This is a genomic window from Parabacteroides sp. KHUB-03 (assembly GCF_056640975.1).
The window spans coordinates 1,423,805-1,442,292 of the sequence record NZ_CM153257.1 but is presented as its reverse complement, the minus strand read 5'-3'; the positions used below and the strand labels follow the sequence as shown (position 1 = coordinate 1,442,292).

Here is an 18,488-nt window from a genome sequence, read left to right as displayed (position 1 = left end):
ACAATTCAACCTATGGAAATAAAAAGTGCGGAATTTGTAATTAGCAATACGGATGTAAAGAAATGTCCGGAAGGAAACTTACCTGAATATGCTTTCATTGGACGCAGTAATGTAGGCAAATCGTCCCTTATTAATATGCTAACTAACAAGAAAGGGCTTGCCATGACTTCACAAAAGCCGGGCAAGACACAGCTTATTAATCATTTTATCATCAATAATGAATGGTATTTGGTTGACCTTCCCGGTTATGGGTTTGCACAACACGGCAAAAGCGGACGTGAAAAGTTAAAGTGCATTATTGAAGACTATATATTAGAACGTGAACAGTTAGTCTGTCTTTTCTTACTGGTAGATTGCCGGCATGAAGCACAAAAGATAGACCTTGAATTTATGGAATGGCTTGGTGAAAACGGTATTCCATTCACTATTATCTTCACAAAGACAGATAAAATAACCAAAGGGCGGTTGCAAGAAAACCTGAAAGCTTATAAGGAAAAATTACTTGAAACATGGGAAGAATTACCACCGATTTTAGTCTCTTCATCCGAAAAAAGAGAGGGGCGGGACGAAATATTGAATTACATTGAGGAAATCAACAAAAGTTTATAAATACACCTTTTTATTGTGGGGTGATAATAGTACGGGTGGTATGGAATCGCCAACAACTTTACCGGGAAGCAAATACAAACTATCCCGATGGGGCAAACACCCCGCCGAGTACAGTTGCCCAACCACCGGTACTCTTTTATCAGAAAATAATATCTTCACATTACGTAGAAATCCGGCCTTATTGCCAACCGGAAGAGATATAAAATAAATAAGATAAAAAATGAGGTTGTGTCAAAACGCTATTACCGGACGCAGAACACACAGAAGAGCGCAGACTGATTTTATTAATAATCAATATGGCCTGCGCTCCGTCTGCGTTCCTTAATTCCGACTTTTGACACACCTTCATTCTTTATACCTTAATAACTGATCTTGCACCCCACAAAATAACTTCGGGGCGTACCGGGTCCATAGATATATTTCGAATCGCGATCTTTACCCTGATCAAAATCACTCTGATATGCCTGGAATATATTCTGTACACCTGCATTTATCTGTAAACTAACAGAACTAAACAAAGGAATATCATAAGCCAGTTTAATATTCATATCAAAGAAATCCGGCGTTTTCTCTTCTCTATCTTCAGGAATATAACCTGCCAAATGCTGTACCAACATACTTCCTGTATAAGTTCCGGTAAGAGATGCGGACAGACGTTTCACTGGAGTAAAAACAGAAGTGAAATAACCGTAAACATCTGGTGTCCGGAACATTTTCTTTTGTGGCTGGATGCCCGGATTTGTTTCGCTCCACGTCACTGCTTCTTTATAACGGCTACGCTGTATAGTAGCACCGGCCTGCAACTGCATCCACGAATAAACCATCTTACCCTCCAAATTAATCCCCATTACGCGGGCACCGTCTTTATTACGACGTTCCAATATCAAGTTACCTTGTTCATCCTTCCCTACTTCCTGAAGGAAGAATACATCCTTTAAATCCGTATAGAATCCTTCCGCCAGAAAGTTTACCTGAACAGGCCCAAAGCGATGATAAAAATCAACCGAAGCACTTACACTGTTCGACCGTTCTTCTTTCAAATCAGGATCAAGCTGGATAATAGCTACATCGCCACCAACAGCAGCAACATGCAAATCCTCGTCAAATGCTTGCGGAGCACGGAAACCGCTTGAATAAGATAAACGTAAATTGATATCTTCAACCGGATTGAAACGTACGTTAGCTCTCGGACTAAAAATAACATGATCCATCAGGTTATGTTTATCAAAACGGCCGCCGACAAGAAAGCTCCAACGATCATTTTTCCATTCATTCTGAAGGAAAAGACTTCCAATATGTACAGTCTGGTCAACTACACGATGATAACCTAACATCTCATCTTTCAGCCTGTCATAATTATACTCCAGGCCTCCGGTAAATTCGGCAGGCATAAAAAGGCATTTATTCCAGTTGTATGAATATTGCGTACCACCAACAAAGGTCATATCAGTAGTATGTCCATAAGCGTCCGGATTCTGGTTCGTTCCATAATAACTATCACGTTTGGTATGCTGGGCCGAAGTATATACATTTAAGCGATGTTTGTAGTCTTTGGAAAACAAGTCGAATTTCAACCCTCCGCCATTTATATTATGTTCTGTTTGCTCAGCAACAAGGGACTCATGAGGAGGGCGATCAATCTGGTCGCCTCCACGACGGTATTCATTAATATTATGAAACTCGAAAGTCAGCTTAGAATAAGTGCTGGTCTTCAAATAAGAACGAAAACCTACCGTTTTTGCATTCAACTGTCCTAACTCGGAAAAACCATCGCCGTCATAATCATACGAAGCACGGTGACGGCTTTGTCCGAAAAGGTAAATTCCGGCTTTATGATCATCCGTTACTAATGAAGCATTCAATGTGGTATTATTATCAGGGCGGCTACCTCCTATCATTGTCAGGGAGTGAGCCAATTGGGCAGAGTTGCGCAATGGCTCTTTTGTTATGATATTTATTGTTCCTGCTATGGCAGAAGAGCCAAATAATGCAGAACCGCCTCCGCGCATAACTTCTACACGTTCTATCATATTAGCAGGAATCTGTTCCAATCCATAAACACCGGTAAGGGCACTGAATATCGGACGGCTATCTACCAGTATCTGTGTATAAGGGCCTTCCAGCCCATTGATTCGAACTTGTTGAAAACCACAGTTCTGACAATTGTTTTCCACACGCACTCCCGGTTGAAAGTTCAACCCGTCAGCTAAAGAGGTTGCATGGGTTGTCTCAAAAACCTTCGCATCCAATACATTCACCAGAGACGGAGCCAACCGGCGGGTCGTCTCATTCCGGTTTGCCGAAACAACAACGCCATCCAATGAAACAGCATCTTCTTCAGCTTCAAAGTTTACTTCCAAAGTCTTTCCTTTCTTAAGAGTCAATTGCTTCTCTATTGTTTTATAACCTAAAGACTTCATCACTAAAGTAAACTTACCTTCCGGAAGATTTTTCAGGTAATAGTGTCCGGTAGCATCAGTGGAAGTACCGATCGTTGTTCCGTGTAGATAGACGTTAATAAAAGAAAGATGTTCTCCGCTTTTTTTGTCCAAAATATGTCCCACTACATTAGCATCCGAAGGGTTAAGGTGCATATCATCATCTCCTGCCCATAAAACCGAAAAGGTATGACACAGGCATAGTATAAGTATAAATATCCTATTCATTGCTTGATAAAAATAATTTAATATGATCTTAATAATCTATTTGGAAGGAATAACATATTCTTTCAATGGAATATAATTCTTTCCGGGAGAAAATAGAATTTCTTTCGAAAGGAATCCTAAATCCTTCCGAAAGGAATGTTTTTAATATCAAGCTAAAACAGGAGGTGCACGAAGATATAAATTTCCTTTCACAGGAACCGGAAACGCCGGATAAACCGGCGATTCAGAAATTTCGCCTATATAAAGTGTATAAAAATGTAGTTGCAGCGGATGAACCGTTCCATCGGTCGCATGTAGCGAAGAGAGTATATGGAACAGCTGTATTTCGGCTAAGGAATTGTGATGATGAGAAGAACTATTCGAATCAGTTTTAAATGGATGAGCATGTACAATGGTTACGCCGTACTCAATATGCACGTGTGTAAAAAGTGATACACAACTATAGTACGTAATAAAAAGTACCGGTAGTAACCACTTCAAATATTTAATTATATGTTGTCTCATCCAACTTTATCCCGATTAGGGACAACAAAGATAAAAAAACAATCGTTTTTAAGCAATATTTCATTTAAAATAACTATTTAATCCTTTTAGCAGAACAAACAAAATTATAACAAAAAACAACAAACTAATTGTAAGCATCAAATAGCATTTGTATAATAATTTGTTACTTTTGTAGGCAATTTACAAAGAAACAAAATACAAAATCGATGAACATATGGCAAAAATAACGAAAGATGAAGCGCTTCGGTATCATTCCGAAGGCAAACCCGGAAAAATAGAAGTAATTCCCACAAAACCACACAGTACACAAACAGATTTATCATTAGCTTATTCGCCAGGTGTAGCCGAACCATGCCTGGAAATTGAAAAGAATCCGCTCGATGCTTATAAATATACATCAAAAGGAAATCTGGTAGCTGTTATATCAAACGGTACTGCCGTTTTAGGTTTGGGAGACATCGGCCCAATGGCAGGAAAGCCGGTAATGGAAGGAAAAGGGCTTTTATTCAAAATCTTTGCAGGCATTGATGTATTTGACATCGAAGTAGCAGAAAAAGACCCTGAAAAATTCATTCAAACAGTAAAAGCTATTGCGCCTACTTTTGGAGGCATCAATCTGGAAGACATAAAAGCTCCGGAATGTTTCGAAATAGAAACACGCCTGAAGGAAGAACTAGATATTCCTGTCATGCACGACGACCAACACGGAACAGCCATTATCTCTGCTGCCGGTCTTTTAAACGCATTGGAACTAACCGGCAAAAAGATTGAAGAAGTACAGATCGTAGTAAACGGTGCCGGTGCGGCCTCTATCTCTTGTACAAAACTATATGTATTGCTAGGAGCACGCAAGGAAAACATTATCATGTGCGACAGTAAAGGCGTTATATCAAACAAACGCACCGACTTGAATGCTGCTAAGCTCGAATTTGCAACCGATCGGGATATAAAGACATTGCAGGAAGCTGTTGCAGGTAGTGATGTATTCCTTGGTTTGTCTGTTGCCAACGTATTAACCCAGGAAATGGTTCGTTCCATGAATGCAAATCCGATCGTATTTGCATTGGCTAATCCGAATCCTGAAATCTCTTATGCTGATGCAATGGCATCGCGCAACGACATCATTTTTGCAACCGGCCGTTCCGATTATCCGAACCAAATAAATAATGTATTAGGATTCCCTTATATTTTCCGCGGCGCACTCGATGTTCATGCCAAGGCAATTAATGAAGAGATGAAACTAGGTGCCGTTCATGCGATTGCTGATCTGGCAAAAGAACCTGTTCCGGATGTGGTAAATGCGGCTTATAAGCTAAAACGCACTTCCTTTGGACGCGATTATATTCTTCCAAAGCCACTCGACCCACGCTTACTAACCCGCGTTTCCATAGCTGTAGCCAAAGCTGCCATCAAATCAGGAGTTTCTCGCAAAACAATCACCGACTGGGATGATTATGCAAACCATTTGCGTGAAATGATGGGATACGATAATAAAATGCTTCGTTCTTTCACGGATATGGCCAAGGCAAATCCGAAACGTGTGGTATTTGCAGAAGCAAACCATGTAAATATGCTGAAAGCCGCTATTGAAGCAAAGTCTGAAGGTATTTGCCAACCAATTTTATTAGGCAATGAAGAACGACTTCAAAAACTGGCAGCCGAAGAAAATCTGAGCCTTGAAGGTATAGAGATCGTAAATCTGCGCCACGACCGTGAAGAAGAACGGCGCAATCGCTATGCCCGCATTCTTGCAGAAAAAAAGGCACGCGAAGGTGTCACTTTTGCCGAAGCATGTGAAAAGATGGTTGGTCGCAATGCCTTCGGGATGATGATGGTAGCAACCGGAGATGCAGATGCGTTCATTACCGGCGTTTACAGCCGTTATTCGGAAGTGACAAAACTGGCGGAAGAAATCATCGGAATCCGTCCCACATACAATCATTTCGGAGCAATGAATATTGTTACCTGCAAAAAAGGAACTTTCTTTATTTCCGACACATTGATTAACCGTCATCCTTCTACCGACGTACTGATCGATATTGCACGTCTGACGCATGATGCCGTCAAGTTCTTTGCACATGAACCTGTAATGGCAATGCTTTCATATTCCAATTTCGGTTCCGACAAAAAAGGTAGTCCGCAAAAAGTACATGATGCCATCGATTTCTTGCATAAAAATTATCCGGAAATGGTTATTGACGGAGAAATGCAAGTAAACTTTGCTCTCGACAAGAAACTTCGCGACGAGATGTATCCGTTCAATAAACTAAAAGGCCAAGATGTAAACACATTAATTTTCCCGAATCTAAGCTCAGCCAACAGTGCCTATAAATTATTGGACGCACTTGGAATTTCCGAGACAATTGGCCCGATCCAAATGGGATTAAATAAGCCGATCCACTTTACAGATGTGGAAAGCACGACCCGCGACATCGTAAATCTGACAACCGTTGCAGTTGTAGATGCAATTGTACAGGAACAGATAGAAAAAGAGAAATAAAAATAAAAAACTTACTCTCTATAGCGCAGGTGCAACAATCTTTTTCTTTGCACCTGCGCTATATTTTTATTTCTTCTTTTTCAGGTCCATTTGAAGTTGAATACCAATCGAAACGCTCAAATCATTCGCCCATGAATGAGATTTATTTGTAACTATGACAGGAGGTATGTCCGGCAACGTTGTTGTATGGATAGCTTTACAAGATTGTATCGGAAAACGATAGCTTACATCAAAAATGACACTGCATTTATTTGATGTACGATAACCTATAGATGTTCCTGCATTGAAAAACATAGGCGACCTGTCTATTTCCAAACGGGTAGTTTTCCCATCAACCGTTGTCGAATTATCAGATGAACAACCGGCAGACATCCACCCTATTCCGACTCTTGGCATCAACTGCCACCTATTCCTTTCCACAATATATGATACTCCAAGTGCCACAGAAGGTTTTATTTTACTTAAACCTGGAATCAACTCGTCAAGAAGTGCGTTACCGATATTCTGTACTAAATCATCGGTTTGTACTTTATAGAAAGAAAGTCCTAAATCAAAATAAGCACACCAATTGCGTGCAAACGCAACATTCATTCGCATGTCAAACTGGGTAGCTACATCCGCTCGTGAACCAAACCATTCTGAATAATCATTTCCTCCGGTATTAAAATTAGAACCTAAAGAAAATGACATCATAAACGGTCTCTGCATAGATTCTATTCTATGCTTATCCTTAATAGTTGTAAAATGCTCTTTCTCTTGAGCCGTGGTCGGTACTATTCCTATGACAAATAGGCATAAAACTAGTATTCCATATAAAGTCCTTGTTCTCATAAAGGAAGATTTTAATGATGTATTTATAAAATGCAAGATTAACAAAATACTGCATAACTTCATAACCTATTTATAGGAAATCTTAAATATACTCTTGCTCATATACCTTGTTTTTTATGTCCGTAACAATGGGGTTATAACTTCCCACTGCTAAGGAACGATTAACAATTAGTTTATGAACGGACATCTAAGAGACAACGAGCGACAAATCAGCAACTTAACATTAAAATCGTTACTATTTTATTTCGCTCAATTTTCAGTAACGATTTAGTAACACTACTTTGTCCAAACGAGGCATTTTCTTGTCCTTTTCTTGTCTGCCGACAAAACGAAAAAAGTTCCGTAAAACCTTGATTTTACGGAACTTGTCTTAGCTTTTCCACCATTTGTCTTTAGTGTTCAGCGGAGAGACAGGCTCTCGAACCTATACATTCAAGAAATATCATAAAATTGCAAATTACTGATAATCACACACAATTTGGAATACATAGTAAATCTAAATCTTTCTGAATATCTTTTGCTATTCCAAATATTGGGTGTATATTTGGGTGTAGAATTTCAAACGCACCCAATTATGAATATCAAACGAAACATCATTTTTGCATTGGAAAGCCGGAAAAAGAACGGTGTGCCAATTGTGGAGAATGTCCCCATCCGTATGCGCGTCATATACGCAAGCCAGCGCATTGAGTTTACAACGGGTTACCGCATCGATGTAGCCAAATGGGATTCCGACAAGCAGCGAGTAAAGAACGGGTGTACCAACAAATTAAAGCAAAGTGCATCTGAAATCAATGCCGATCTGCTGAAATACTATGCCGAAATTCAAAATGTGTTCAAGGAGTTTGAGGTACAGGAAACCATGCCAACTACCCAACAACTAAAGGATGCATTCAACCTGCGGATGAAGAATGCCAACGAAGAACAGCAGGAAGAAGCACAGATAAGTTTTTGGGAGGTGTTCGATGAATTTGTAAAAGAATGCGGCAATCAGAATAACTGGACTGAATCCACATACGAAAAGTTTGCAGCCGTTAAAAATCACCTCAAGGAGTTCAAGGAAGATGTGACCTTTGAATATTTCGATGAGTTCGGATTGAACGAGTATATCAATTTCCTGCGTGACAAAAAAGACATGAGAAACAGTACCATCGGTAAACAAATGGGATTCCTCAAATGGTTCCTGCGATGGAGCTTCAAGAAAGACTATCACCAGAATATAGCATACGATACGTTCAAACCGAAATTGAAAACCACCCCCAAGAAGGTAATCTTCCTGACATGGGAAGAGTTGAACAGACTAAAAGACTATCAGATACCCAAAGACAAACAGTATCTGGAACGTGTCCGGGATGTTTTCCTGTTCTGTTGCTTTACCAGTCTGCGTTATTCAGATGTTCGTAACCTAAAGAGAAGTGATGTCAAGTCCGACCATATAGAAGTCACCACCGTTAAAACGGCAGATAGTCTGAGTATTGAACTGAACAAGTACAGTAAAGCCATACTTGAAAAATACAAGGACATCCATTTTGAAAACCACATGGCATTGCCTGTTATCAGCAATCAGAAAATGAATGATTATCTGAAAGAACTGGGAGAACTGGCAGAAATTAACGAACCTATACGTGAAACCTACTACAAAGGAAATGAACGTATAGATGAAGTTACACCGAAATACGCATTACTCAGCACACATGCAGGAAGAAGGACATTCATCTGTAATGCACTGGCTCTCGGTATTCCTGCACAGGTTGTAATGAAATGGACAGGGCACAGTGATTATAAAGCCATGAAGCCTTACATTGACATAGCAGACGATATTAAGGCCAATGCAATGAACAAGTTTAACCAACTCTAAAAGTATCAGTCAGTTTCACAGATTATCCATTATTAGAGTTATCTTTGTTAAGTAATAGTTAGTGATATGGAAAATAACAACGAACATAATATAAAGAAAGGTCATTTTGATGCCTTTGTCCATGCTGTCGGTTCGGAAATAGAACAGGCACAAGTCCGACTCATTACCGCAGCCAATGCCCAGATGTTGTTCCATTACTGGAAAATGGGGAATTATATACTGTACCACCAACACCTACATGGGTGGGGTGGTAAAATTATCAAAAAATTGGCACAGGCAATCAGATTCAATTATCCTGAAAAGAAGGGATATTCGGAACGTAATCTTACTTATATGTGCCAGTTTGCCCGTTTATATCCGTTAAATGTACTTCGTAGTTTTATTGAAGCAGATTCAATACTGTCGGTCCCAAATATTCAAAACATTACTAATGAAGTCCTTAAGCTCAATAGCGGACAATTTACGCAGGAGCTTACTGCGCAAATACAATCAGCTGATAATCAATCTTTAGAAATTACGCAGGAGGTTCCTGCGCAATTTCAGAATGTAGCAAAAACAGTAGCAACCATCTATAAAATAAAAATAGAGGATATAGAAGATTTATTCTTGGCGTCACCGATTGCAAGAATAAATTGGGCAAGCCATATGGTCATACTCAATAATCCGCTACCATTGGGCGTAAGGTATTGGTATATGAAACAATCTGTAGAAATGGGTTGGAGCAGTAATGTGCTGAAAATGCAGATTGAAAGTAATCTGTATGACAGACAAATCAAGAGTAACAAGGTAAACAACTTCACTGCCACACTTCCGGCACCTCAAAGCGATCTTGCCAATTATCTGTTAAAAGACCCGTATATCTTTGACTTGGCAGGAGCAAAGGAAAAGGCTGACGAAAGGGATATAGAAGAACAGTTGGTAAAGCATGTAACCCGTTACTTGCTGGAAATGGGTAACGGCTTTGCTTTTGTTGCCAGACAAAAACATTTCCAGATTGGGGACAGTGACTTTTTCGCCGACCTGATCCTATATAATATCAAGCTCCATGCCTATGTTGTCGTGGAATTGAAAGCAACGCCATTCAAACCGGAATATGCAGGGCAGTTAAATTTCTATATCAATGTTGTAGATGATAAACTGAGGGGAGAAAATGATAACAAGACCATCGGTCTTTTGCTGTGCAGGGGTAAGGATGAGGTCGTGGCACAATATGCCTTGGCTGGATATGACCAGCCGATAGGTATCAGCGACTATCAATTGAGCAAGGCAGTACCCGAAAATCTGAAATCTGCCCTACCGAGTATAGAAGAAGTGGAAGAAGAACTGACCTTATTCCTTGACAAGGACAAGAACCCATAATATAAAGTATATGGCAGGAAAGATACAGACGATGATTCCCCAATATGGAGAACTCAACAGAATATACAGAGACTATATAGATAATTACGCTTTTTCTTTTGACAGGCAGAAATTCATATCGGATTTCTATCAGGAGTATAATGACATGAAATCCTTTGAAGCCGCTATCCTTGAACTGGTGCTTGACAAGCAAAAAGAGCAATACACCTTGATACTCAACAGCCTGAAAACTGAAATAGAAAAGAGCATACAGGCTTATGAGATACGCCCGTTAAGTGACAGAGCCATAGAACGTGCTTGCTATCAGCACATGGAAAGGTATTCTCAGGAAATTGAAGCCCAGCTGGATGTTACAAGAAGTCTGAGCAAGCCGCTGAATGAAGCCAACAACAGGTATGATTCCATTGGTTACAGGGAGCATACAGCCGAAGAGGAAAAACAGGCAGAGAAAGAATATGAACGCTGCAAGGCTGAATATGACAGGGAAAAAGCCAAACTGAACAAACTCTATGATCAGCAAAAGGCTGCAAGAACAGAGGCATTCCAATACATGAAGAACTGTTGTGCGGACATATACCGTCAAAGCTGCCTTTTTCTGGATATATTGAAGAAATACATTCCTGACGGAAAGCAAGAGAATAAATCAAGCGAGCCAATCAGTCAGCAGGAAACGACAGAAGAACAACAGGAATATTTCAGCATGAAATTACTTTCGCTCATTCATGAGGTGTGCATAGGAGAACAGTTCGAAGAAATTTCCGCACTGGATTTCTATGCCAATATGAATCTTCACCCCTGCAACTGTAAGCTGAAAATAAAACCGAGAGAGAAAATACGTGTATGCTATCTGATATTCCTGATGAGCGAGAAACTCTCCAAACAGGACAGGGACAAATGGAAAGACAGAATACTGAAACTGCTGGATATTGACGACAGCTACTACAAATCCAAGTACAAGGAGCCTGTTTCAGATTTCCCCAGTGACAGCAACCAAAATTTCGCCAAGGAAATGGAACATATATTCAGATAATCCGTAATATATCCTGATACTTTACGAAAGTTCCACTTTTACCACTCAAAATAATTTTTGAGTGGTATTTTTATTTTCTGATATTCAATAAGATACAATGATATTCAGTTTGTACCGTCCCCATCCTTACCACTCATAACCCTACCTAATTTTGCATCGTTCGAGAACAGAAATAACAGCCAGTGCGCAGGGCTGATTGTTTAACGACTAAATAGATTGGACGATGACAAATATCCAAGAATTATTATCAAAACCCGTCTGGCAGATGACAGGCGAAGAATTCATATTCCTGAGTAAGCACGCTTCAGGTCAGGCCGAAGCATTGCCGCAACCCGTTACAGACACGGAAAAGAAGTATGTGTACGGAATACTCGGTATAGCCAAACTGTTCGGGTGCAGTCTGCCCACTGCCAACCGCATAAAGAAAAGCGGTAAGATAGACAAGGCGATTACCCAGATAGGGCGCAAGATTATCGTAGATGCGGAATTGGCTCTTGAGCTTGCCGGGAAGAAAACAGGAGGACGGAAATAATGGGAGGTATGCTTATGGACTATATGAAAGAAATAAAGGAGATTTCGGCAGAACAGGCAATAATCCTTTGGCAAGCTTCACGCCTGAGTCTGTCGAAAATCTACGAAAAAGCACCTGAGATTCTAAAAGTGCAAGGTTCGGTCATTGGTACACTGGGCAATTTCAGTGCATCCATCGGCAAAGCCAAGAGTAAAAAGACTTTCAATGTATCGGCTATCGTAGCCGCCGCATTGAAAAACGGTACGGTACTGCGGTATGTTGCGGAACTACCGGAAGAAAAAAGGAAGATTCTTTATGTGGACACGGAACAAAGCCATTATCACTGTCTGAAAGTCATGAAACGTATTTTACGGCTTGCTGGTCTTCCTGATGACAGGGACAATGAACATCTGGAGTTTCTCGCTTTGAGGAAATACACGCCCGAACAGCGTATCAGGATTGTCGAACAGGCTATCTATAATACACCGGACATAGGGCTTGTAATCATAGACGGCATCCGTGATATGGTATATGACATCAACAGTCCGGGAGAATCGACACGCATTATATCCAAACTGATGCAGTGGACGGATGACAGGCAGATACACATCCATACGATACTCCACCAGAACAAAGGCGATGAAAACGCAAGAGGGCATATCGGTACGGAGCTGAACAACAAGGCGGAAACCGTTCTGCTGGTGGAAAAGGACAAGAGCAACGGGGATATAAGCAATGTTTCAGCCATGCACATCCGTGCAATGGATTTCGAGCCTTTCGCTTTCCGTATCAACGACAATGCATTGCCTGAACTCATAGAGGGGTACAGACCCGAAGCGAAGAAACCCGGAAGACCGGAAGAGGAAAAGTTTGACCCTTACAGACATATTAGCGAACAGCAGCACCGCATAGCACTGGAAGCGGCTTTCGGACTGAAAGAGGAATACGGCTACAAGGATCTGGAAACCTCCTTAATCAAGTCATATATGTCGGTAGGTGTAAAACTGAACCATCAAAAAGCGGTATCACTTATCACCATGCTCCGGAACAAACGGATGATAGTACAGGAGAACGGCAGGAAATACACGTTCAAGCCGGACTTTCACTATTAGACCGTATAACCTGTAATCACTTCACTTTATTCGGCAGGTCTATATATTAAGAATAAAGCGAAGCGGTTGTAGGGAATAGAAAAGCGCTTCACTTTATTACCGTATCCTATATATACGAAGATAAAGTGAAGTGATTATACAGACCGTACTTCATAAAAAAGTACGGGCGAAAAGAGAAATAAATATTCCAACCATTATTCAAACACTCATCTTATTATGGATATACAGACAGCAAAACAAATCAGGATAGCGGATTTTCTGTACAGTTTGGGATATTCTCCCGTCAAGCAGCAAGATATTAACCTATGGTACAAATCCCCGTTACGGGAAGAGACAGAACCCTCGTTCAAAGTAAATACCGAGCGCAACCAATGGTATGATTTCGCAATCGGCAAAGGTGGAAATATCATCGCACTGGCACAGGAACTCTACTGTTCCGACTATGTGCCTTATCTTCTACAGAAAATCGAAGAACAGATACCACACATACGTCCCGTGTCTTTCTCTTTTGGCAAGCAATCATTTTCCGAACCGAGTTTTCAGCAATTGGACATTGTGCTGCTGGCTTCTCCTGCCCTGCTTGCCTACCTACAGGAAAGAGGGATAAACACGGCACTGGCGAAAAGAGAATGTAAGGAAGCCCGTTTCACCCACAACGGCAAACGGTATTTCGCCATTGCCTTTCCGAACATATCAGGCGGATATGAAATTCGCAACCGATATTTCAAGGGATGTATCGCACCAAAAGAAATATCCCATATCAGACAGTCAGGAAAACCAAGGAGTACATGTTACGTTTTTGAGGGATTTATGGATTACCTTTCCTTTCTTACTTTAAGGCTGGAAAGCTGTCCGCAATCACCCGACTTCGACAGACAGGATTACATAGTTCTTAATTCCGTAGCCAATGTTCCCAAGGCACTCTATCCGTTGGGAAGCTATGAGCGCATCCACTGTTTCTTTGACAATGACCGTGCAGGAATGGAAGCAATACAGCAAATCCGAAAGGAGTATGATGCTACCCGGTATATACGTGACGCCTCGCAAATCTACAGTGGATGTAAAGATCTGAACGAATATTTACAGAAACGAATAGCCGATAGGAAAGAGCAAGCGCAATCTGTCGAAAAGAGGAATGATACGCTATCCAAGAAACCGAAAGGCTTCCGGTTATAGCCCACTATAACTACACGCTTCGCTTTCGTAGTTGTGGGCTCTCCCGAGGGGATTAGGGCTTTGCCCTAATGACCCACTCAGGGCGTTTCACCCCTGAGAACCCCGAGCAAAGAGTGACCCTCTCTTTGCAATCTCCGCTTATGGGTTACCCCTAAGAACCCCTCTGCGAAAGCGAGCAAAGTAAATCAATTGTAAACAAAGGAAAGAAGCTATGGCAACAAAATCAAGCATACATATCAAGCCTTGCAACATCGCATCGAGCGAGGCACACAACCGAAGGACTGCCGAGTATATGCGTAATATCGGGGAGTCCAGAATCTATGTCGTTCCCGAACTTTCCACCGATAACGAACAGTGGATAAATCCCGACTTCGGCACTCCCGAACTGCGAACTCATTATGACAATATCAAGCAAATGGTCAAGGAAAAGACCGGACGTGCCATGCAGGAAAAGGAAAGGGAACGCAAGGGAAAGAATGGAAAGATTATCAAGGTGGCGGGATGCTCACCCATCCGTGAAGGAGTATTGCTTATCAGACCGGACACCACACTGGCTGATGTACGCAAATTCGGTGAAGAGTGCCAAAGACGCTGGGGCATCACTCCGCTACAGATTTTCCTGCATAAAGACGAAGGGCATTGGCTGAACGGTCAGCCGGAAGCAGAAGACAAGGAGAGCTTCCAAGTCGGTAACAGATGGTTCAAACCAAATTATCATGCTCATGTCGTATTCGACTGGATGAACCATGAAACTGGAAAGAGCCGAAAGCTCAATGACGAGGATATGGCAACCATGCAGACCCTTGCTTCCGATATTCTCCTGATGGAACGTGGACAGGCAAAAGCTGTCACAGGTAAAGAGCATCTGGAACGAAATGATTTCATCATTGAGAAGCAGAAAGCCGAACTGCAACGTATAGAGGAAACCAAGCGACACAAGGAACAACAAGTAAGCCTTGCCGAACAGGAACTCAAACAGGTAAAAGCAGAGATACGCACGGACAAACTAAAGAAAACAGCCACCAATGCTGCTACCGCCATAGCAAGCGGTGTAGGTTCTCTTTTCGGAAGCGGTAAGCTGAAAGAACTGGAACATCACATCGAGCAGCTACATCAGGAAATTACCAAACGGGACAAAGCTACTGATGAATTAAAAATTCAGATACAACAAATACAGGAACAGCATAGCAGACAAATTCGTAATCTTCAAAGAATACATAATCAAGAACTTGAAGCCAAAGACAAGGAAATATCACGATTGAGCACCTTGCTTGAAAAAGCCCACAAATGGTTTCCCATGTTCAAAGAGATGTTGAGAATGGAAAAATTATGCGCTGTTATCGGGTTTACCAAAGACATGATAGAAAACCTCTTGACAAAGAAAGAATCCATACAATGTAGTGGCAAAATTTATTCCGAAGAACACAGGTGGAAATTTGACATCAAGAATGATATTTTTAGGGTTGAGAAACATCCGATGGATAGTGGTAAGCTTATGCTGACCATAAACCGACAACCCATAGTACAATGGTTTAAGGAACAATGGGAAAAGTTACAGCAGAATCTACGTAACTCGGTGCAGAGAGAGCAAAAATCCAGAGGATTTAGAATATAGAATAGCCTATTATTAATAAAATCAAGTATCTATGCATCCAAACAGATTGTTTTTATTACAGAATCAAAATCCTAAGAATTTATAAAAAATGAAGCCTAAAGAAGTTTTGGAAAAATGGATAGATTGCTTTAACAAAGCAGATGCTTATCATATAGCAGAGCTGTATGCTACTAATGCAGTAAATCATCAAGTCGCAAACGAACCAATAATAGGTAAAGAATCAATCTACAAAATGTTTGTGAATGAATTTGCCACTGCTAAAATGGTTTGTATGGTGGAAAATATTTTTGAAGATGGCGAATGGGCTATCATGGAATGGAAAGACTCTCTTGGACTTCGTGGATGCGGATTTTTTCATGTAAAAGATAACAAAATCGTCTTTCAAAGAGGGTATTGGGATAAACTTTCATTCTTGAAGCAACACAATCTTCCAATTGAATAAGTACTATCAGAATACGGACTGGGAAATTGAAATACCCAGTCCGAGTTATATAATGAATTTTACTTGTTAAACTATTTAAAGTCAGTTGGATAACAAACCATACCTTTCACATTCTCAGTAGCTCCAGGTATTAATTCAGCCACCATGCAATATTCATGAGAGACTTCGAAAGGAAATTCAATTCCTAAATCGATAGCCTTGCGATAGCCAAATCGAGGATAATACTCTTTATGCCCCAATACGACTGCTGTGCCGTAACCCAAAAGTGCTGCCCTCTGATGGGCTTACTGAATCAACATCCCCCCCCCAATTCCCTTACGCTGGAATTCCGGCAAGACTGCCAATGGAGCTACACTCAGGGATGTGACAGACTGGGTGTCACTGTCTATCTTTACTTCTGTAAGTAAGATATACCAGACAATTTGTTTTTCTGTCATTTTCTTGTTCTTATCTAATTGTTAGGCTCATTGTTGTTATACATTGTTTAATTATAGATAAATCGTGAATATCCTTCTCTCTTAAATCGTAGCCCGAATGGAATACTTGTTGCCCTTTTGCAGAAATGCAAGGGATGCTTCTGCCTTCAAAGACTGCTGTTCCAAAATAGTCCGGTTGAAATTCATACCAGCCTCCATCCAAGTCGGCTTGTTTGGAAGTGCCGTCCGCATTCAAGACAAAAGGATGGATATCAATATAGCCTAATTCTTTGCTATACAGTTCCACACGGGTGGGCAACCAATTTGTTTCAATTTGATATCCTCTCTCCTGCAAAAGATCAAGGAGTTGGTCTGTATAATTGGCATCAAAATCAATGTCAATATCTCTATGCAAGCGGGTTTGCTGTCCGTACAAGACATCCACTCCCCAGCCTCCATCCAACCAAAACTGCATGTCCAGGCTTTCCAACAAGTCCAAAACTTGAAATAACTCTGTAATCGTAGTGTGTTCTTTCTTTGTCATATAATAATTCTTTAATAAATAATACTATGCGTAATTATCCAACTGCTTGATTGAAGAAATAAAATTTGCACCCACTCCAATCAGAAAGATAACCCATCCGCTGATCATAAAGACGGATGTGATACCCCATGCTTCCACCCAATATCCTGAAGCTACGATACCCAGCATTGATGGAAAGGTACTCAAACTAAAGATGAGAGAAAAAGTCCGTCCAAGCATGTCCGAAGCCAAGTTCTGCTGAATAATAGCGATGAAAAGCGCATGGTAAATGGAATAGGCTATGCCTCCTGTAAATGTTAGGCAAACAAAACCTATAAATGCGCTTGATGGTAAATAACTGGCGCTAATCAGATACAATCCCAATATCACATAAGCCGTATGCATCACTAATGTTTGCTTGCTTTTCAAAGCCTTACAGGCAAGTACTAAACCGCCCAACAATGCCCCTGAGCCCCAACCCATTTCCACAACTCCCATTTGCAAAATGTTTCCGTTGAAATGCAGAAGCGTCATAAAAGGAAATAACGTAAAAACAGGCATAAGGACAAAAGTCACCAGCGTAAAGCATACGAATAAAGGCAAAATGCCCATTGTACGCCGCAAGGTATGCCAACATTCCGTCAGTTCTTTTTTGAAATCTGGAAGAACTTTCGTTTTTTGAAGAGAAGGAATCTGGACACAAAGTAAGGTCAGACAAGCAGCAACAGCTCCGATCACATCTATGAGCAGAATATACTGTATGGGAAGCCAAACAACGAGGCTTGCCCCTACAACGGGAGCTATCACCTCACTGAAGGATTGAATGGAATGGTACAAACCTGATACCCTGACAAGATGGTGCTTGGGAACCAGTAGAGGGATGCTTGCCTGTAAAGCAGGTGCATGAAACGTACTGCCTATTGAACGACAAGCAGTCAATAGATAAAAAAAAGAAAGGTCTTTATAACCCTTGGTTATCACAATAAAAAGACATAGGGTACAGAACGCGATGAACAAGTCCGAATAAAACATCGTTTTCTTTCGATTCCATCTGTCAACATAGACCCCGGCAAACAAGCCTAATACAAATTGTGGTAAAAATCCAGCTAAAATAGCCAGAGATAAAGCTGTCGGGGATTTAAATTCGTTGCTAATCCAAAAAATAATGGAGAAGCCAACAATCGTACTTGTTAAAATAGATATGAGTTGGCCTATTCCTATCACGGCCAAAGTTGATTTCCAATGATTCATTGTGCTAATATTTCATGCGTTTATAGATAAGTACTTTCGTACATTAAGCAAAACGAAATTCTATCCACACAAAAAACTTGTATTA

The 18,488-nt window shown here is 40.8% G+C and carries 16 protein-coding genes; 11 read left to right on the top strand and 5 right to left on the bottom strand.

Going from position 1 to position 18,488, the window contains the following annotated elements:
• Nucleotides 1–12: 12 nt before the first annotated feature.
• On the top strand, nt 13–609 hold the full coding sequence (yihA, locus tag ACYIB7_RS06205) for a ribosome biogenesis GTP-binding protein YihA/YsxC (protein ID WP_099463022.1): 597 nt from the start codon (nt 13–15) through the stop codon (nt 607–609).
• A gap of 359 nt (nt 610–968) precedes the next feature.
• On the opposite strand, the gene ACYIB7_RS06200 is transcribed toward yihA, so the two are convergent.
• Nucleotides 969–3,275 carry a TonB-dependent receptor gene (locus tag ACYIB7_RS06200; RefSeq protein WP_103983716.1) on the bottom strand — a complete coding sequence of 769 codons (2,307 nt, stop codon included), beginning with the start codon at nt 3,273–3,275 and terminating at the stop codon, nt 969–971.
• A gap of 65 nt (nt 3,276–3,340) precedes the next feature.
• Here ACYIB7_RS06200 and ACYIB7_RS06195 point away from each other — a divergent pair, with 65 nt between their 5' ends.
• Together ACYIB7_RS06195 and ACYIB7_RS06190 are read left to right on the top strand one after the other, a co-directional pair.
• Nucleotides 3,341–3,649 (top strand): hypothetical protein, encoded by a 309-nt coding sequence (locus tag ACYIB7_RS06195; protein ID WP_480338342.1) that lies wholly within the window; start codon nt 3,341–3,343, stop codon nt 3,647–3,649.
• Nucleotides 3,650–3,993: 344 nt separating this feature from the next.
• On the top strand, nt 3,994–6,279 hold the full coding sequence (locus tag ACYIB7_RS06190) for an NADP-dependent malic enzyme (RefSeq protein WP_480338341.1): 2,286 nt from the start codon (nt 3,994–3,996) through the stop codon (nt 6,277–6,279).
• Nucleotides 6,280–6,345: 66 nt separating this feature from the next.
• On the opposite strand, the gene ACYIB7_RS06185 is transcribed toward ACYIB7_RS06190, so the two are convergent.
• Nucleotides 6,346–7,110, bottom strand: coding sequence for a hypothetical protein (locus ACYIB7_RS06185; protein ID WP_146059478.1), 765 nt, complete (start codon nt 7,108–7,110; stop codon nt 6,346–6,348).
• 574 nt (nt 7,111–7,684) lie between these two features.
• On the opposite strand from ACYIB7_RS06185, the gene ACYIB7_RS06180 reads away from it, so the two are divergent.
• The 8 genes from ACYIB7_RS06180 (at nt 7,685) to ACYIB7_RS06145 (ending at nt 16,213) form a co-directional block, all read left to right on the top strand.
• The gene (locus tag ACYIB7_RS06180) at nt 7,685–8,968 is read left to right on the top strand and encodes a site-specific integrase (protein WP_021992115.1); all 1,284 of its coding nucleotides are present in this window, start codon (nt 7,685–7,687) and stop codon (nt 8,966–8,968) included.
• A gap of 66 nt (nt 8,969–9,034) precedes the next feature.
• Nucleotides 9,035–10,327 (top strand): PDDEXK nuclease domain-containing protein, encoded by a 1,293-nt coding sequence (locus ACYIB7_RS06175; RefSeq protein WP_007842332.1) that lies wholly within the window; start codon nt 9,035–9,037, stop codon nt 10,325–10,327.
• Nucleotides 10,328–10,337: 10 nt separating this feature from the next.
• Nucleotides 10,338–11,357 carry a hypothetical protein gene (locus ACYIB7_RS06170; RefSeq protein ID WP_007842331.1) on the top strand — a complete coding sequence of 340 codons (1,020 nt, stop codon included), beginning with the start codon at nt 10,338–10,340 and terminating at the stop codon, nt 11,355–11,357.
• 223 nt (nt 11,358–11,580) lie between these two features.
• Nucleotides 11,581–11,889 carry a DUF3853 family protein gene (locus ACYIB7_RS06165; protein WP_007842330.1) on the top strand — a complete coding sequence of 103 codons (309 nt, stop codon included), beginning with the start codon at nt 11,581–11,583 and terminating at the stop codon, nt 11,887–11,889.
• 14 nt (nt 11,890–11,903) lie between these two features.
• Nucleotides 11,904–12,980, top strand: coding sequence for an AAA family ATPase (locus tag ACYIB7_RS06160; protein WP_007852816.1), 1,077 nt, complete (start codon nt 11,904–11,906; stop codon nt 12,978–12,980).
• A 216-nt stretch (nt 12,981–13,196) separates the two neighbouring features.
• Nucleotides 13,197–14,156: a toprim domain-containing protein gene (locus ACYIB7_RS06155; RefSeq protein ID WP_349069233.1), complete on the top strand. Its 960-nt coding sequence runs from the start codon at nt 13,197–13,199 to the stop codon at nt 14,154–14,156.
• Nucleotides 14,157–14,367: 211 nt separating this feature from the next.
• Nucleotides 14,368–15,771 carry a hypothetical protein gene (locus ACYIB7_RS06150; protein ID WP_004308779.1) on the top strand — a complete coding sequence of 468 codons (1,404 nt, stop codon included), beginning with the start codon at nt 14,368–14,370 and terminating at the stop codon, nt 15,769–15,771.
• A gap of 88 nt (nt 15,772–15,859) precedes the next feature.
• Nucleotides 15,860–16,213 (top strand): nuclear transport factor 2 family protein, encoded by a 354-nt coding sequence (locus ACYIB7_RS06145; protein WP_004308780.1) that lies wholly within the window; start codon nt 15,860–15,862, stop codon nt 16,211–16,213.
• Between the two features lie 284 nt (nt 16,214–16,497).
• Here the strand turns inward: ACYIB7_RS06145 and ACYIB7_RS06140 are convergent, their stop codons facing one another.
• From ACYIB7_RS06140 to mef(En2), 3 genes are read right to left on the bottom strand one after another with little or no spacing between them, the layout of a single operon-like run.
• Nucleotides 16,498–16,650: a hypothetical protein gene (locus ACYIB7_RS06140; protein ID WP_005786088.1), complete on the bottom strand. Its 153-nt coding sequence runs from the start codon at nt 16,648–16,650 to the stop codon at nt 16,498–16,500.
• A gap of 10 nt (nt 16,651–16,660) precedes the next feature.
• Nucleotides 16,661–17,173 carry a lincosamide nucleotidyltransferase Lnu(AN2) gene (gene lnu(AN2) / locus ACYIB7_RS06135; protein WP_004308783.1) on the bottom strand — a complete coding sequence of 171 codons (513 nt, stop codon included), beginning with the start codon at nt 17,171–17,173 and terminating at the stop codon, nt 16,661–16,663.
• A 24-nt stretch (nt 17,174–17,197) separates the two neighbouring features.
• Complete coding sequence (gene mef(En2) / locus ACYIB7_RS06130; protein ID WP_005786079.1) at nt 17,198–18,403, bottom strand: macrolide efflux MFS transporter Mef(En2); 1,206 nt, start codon at nt 18,401–18,403, stop codon at nt 17,198–17,200.
• Nucleotides 18,404–18,488 lie beyond the last annotated feature (85 nt).

Bases quoted from the DNA above. Each gene is read 5' to 3' on its own strand.
- yihA (WP_099463022.1), top strand. From the start codon at position 13: ATGGAAATAAAAAGTGCGGAATTTGTAATTAGCAATACGGATGTAAAG.
- ACYIB7_RS06200 (WP_103983716.1), bottom strand. From the start codon at position 3,275: ATGAATAGGATATTTATACTTATACTATGCCTGTGTCATACCTTTTCG.
- ACYIB7_RS06195 (WP_480338342.1), top strand. From the start codon at position 3,341: ATGGAATATAATTCTTTCCGGGAGAAAATAGAATTTCTTTCGAAAGGA.
- ACYIB7_RS06190 (WP_480338341.1), top strand. From the start codon at position 3,994: ATGGCAAAAATAACGAAAGATGAAGCGCTTCGGTATCATTCCGAAGGC.
- ACYIB7_RS06185 (WP_146059478.1), bottom strand. From the start codon at position 7,110: ATGAGAACAAGGACTTTATATGGAATACTAGTTTTATGCCTATTTGTC.
- ACYIB7_RS06180 (WP_021992115.1), top strand. From the start codon at position 7,685: ATGAATATCAAACGAAACATCATTTTTGCATTGGAAAGCCGGAAAAAG.
- ACYIB7_RS06175 (WP_007842332.1), top strand. From the start codon at position 9,035: ATGGAAAATAACAACGAACATAATATAAAGAAAGGTCATTTTGATGCC.
- ACYIB7_RS06170 (WP_007842331.1), top strand. From the start codon at position 10,338: ATGGCAGGAAAGATACAGACGATGATTCCCCAATATGGAGAACTCAAC.
- ACYIB7_RS06165 (WP_007842330.1), top strand. From the start codon at position 11,581: ATGACAAATATCCAAGAATTATTATCAAAACCCGTCTGGCAGATGACA.
- ACYIB7_RS06160 (WP_007852816.1), top strand. From the start codon at position 11,904: ATGGACTATATGAAAGAAATAAAGGAGATTTCGGCAGAACAGGCAATA.
- ACYIB7_RS06155 (WP_349069233.1), top strand. From the start codon at position 13,197: ATGGATATACAGACAGCAAAACAAATCAGGATAGCGGATTTTCTGTAC.
- ACYIB7_RS06150 (WP_004308779.1), top strand. From the start codon at position 14,368: ATGGCAACAAAATCAAGCATACATATCAAGCCTTGCAACATCGCATCG.
- ACYIB7_RS06145 (WP_004308780.1), top strand. From the start codon at position 15,860: ATGAAGCCTAAAGAAGTTTTGGAAAAATGGATAGATTGCTTTAACAAA.
- ACYIB7_RS06140 (WP_005786088.1), bottom strand. From the start codon at position 16,650: ATGACAGAAAAACAAATTGTCTGGTATATCTTACTTACAGAAGTAAAG.